The organism is Moorena sp. SIO3B2 (assembly GCF_010692525.1).
In the GTDB taxonomy this organism is placed as follows: Bacteria; Cyanobacteriota; Cyanobacteriia; order Cyanobacteriales; family Coleofasciculaceae; genus Moorena; species Moorena producens.
Map to the genome: position 1 here is coordinate 1 of NZ_JAAHHE010000895.1, position 1338 is coordinate 1338.

Sequence of the window (1338 nt, forward strand, 5' to 3'; positions counted from 1 at the left end):
ATTTAATCGTGGCAGTTTCAGTGGGTAAGTCGGTTGTATCAGGATGATAGCGCTTACTGAGTTGCCGATAGGCACGTCGGATAGCTATGGGTGATGCACTAGGGTGCAATCCCAGTATTTCGTAATAACTAGTAGGGTTTGGGCTTTCGCGATTCCTAATGTTTTTTCTGACCCGATCTTGTGCCACCGCAGTTTTATCCTAACTGGTTAGACAACGCTTTCGATTATTGTGACATCTGGAAGGATCCTGATTTTGTAATCCTGGCACAAAACCCGACAAATCGGGTAAACCAAGCTTAACTTCGCGTATTCTAGTGAACATGGGAGCGGTTATCCTGACCCTTGCTTAGATGACTCCTTTTCAACTAAGGTTTAGCTAATTGCTTTATCTAGAACTAAATTAGGTTAAATGTAAGCTTCCCCACGGCTAGAAGCTGGGGGCTTTCACCCCCAAGCAACAGGCGTGTTGGTTTCAGTAGCTAAGCGCAGACTTGACGCGCTCAAGCTCCAGATTAATTAAGCTTAAGGGTCAAGTGCCTAACCTCCAGGCTGGCTTACTCTACGGACACTTCCGCAGCTTCTACAACCGAGTCAATTCCCCGACAGCCCCAATACTTCGAGCAAGCGCATCACTCGCCGACACTGACTTACTGGCTTAGCCGTTTCTCCGTTCGCGTAGCGTCGGCTTTGCCGAAAGTTAGGAGTGTCTTAGCTCATTTCAGTCTATATTTATTCTACATCAAGATGCGTGGATATTCCGGAAGATTTATTAGCCAACCTCAAGGGTATTGAACCCTTGACCTTTGGTCACGCGGGGGGCGTTCGGCTGGCTGCGGGGGATTATCCCTCCCTATGCCATTAGACATCTCCAAAAATTAACCTCAAACCCTTGTACTGCCTGGGTCAAAACCGAGTTTCTGGAGATGTCTATTAGGCAAGGGCTTCTCATCCCCCGAGCCCCCTTTTATCGGTGACACGCCACGCCACGAATCGCTGACAACAACAGCCATCCCAAGGTATTAACCCGAAAATCAAACAGAGTTACATCCAGCAGATTGAATAGAGTACAGCTGCCAAAAGCCACCAGATAACTGAACAGAATTAAGTTGTCTTGATGCCAATCTTGTCTAGTGGTAGGGGTCGCAACGGTTGACCAAACCCTTAATAGTTGGATACCTTCAACCATAATCCAGCCAACTAATCCACTCAACATCAGTGTGCCTGGGATGCCAGTTTCAGCAGTCAACATTAGAGGTAGATTATGGGGATGACCAAGCCAGACTTCCATTTGTGACTGGTAAAGAGGAGTGAAATTGCGTAACCCCCAACCCAACCAGG

The 1338-nt window shown here is 47.5% G+C and carries 2 protein-coding genes; both read right to left on the reverse strand.

All coding sequences use genetic code 11. The annotated features are described in order from the left end of the window. Positions 1–187: J domain-containing protein (locus F6K38_RS42160; protein WP_287360809.1), on the reverse strand; the 187-nt coding region annotated here is incomplete at its 3' end. Positions 188–964: 777 nt separating this feature from the next. Further along, positions 965–1338: O-antigen ligase family protein (locus tag F6K38_RS42165; protein WP_502709675.1), on the reverse strand; the 374-nt coding region annotated here is incomplete at its 5' end.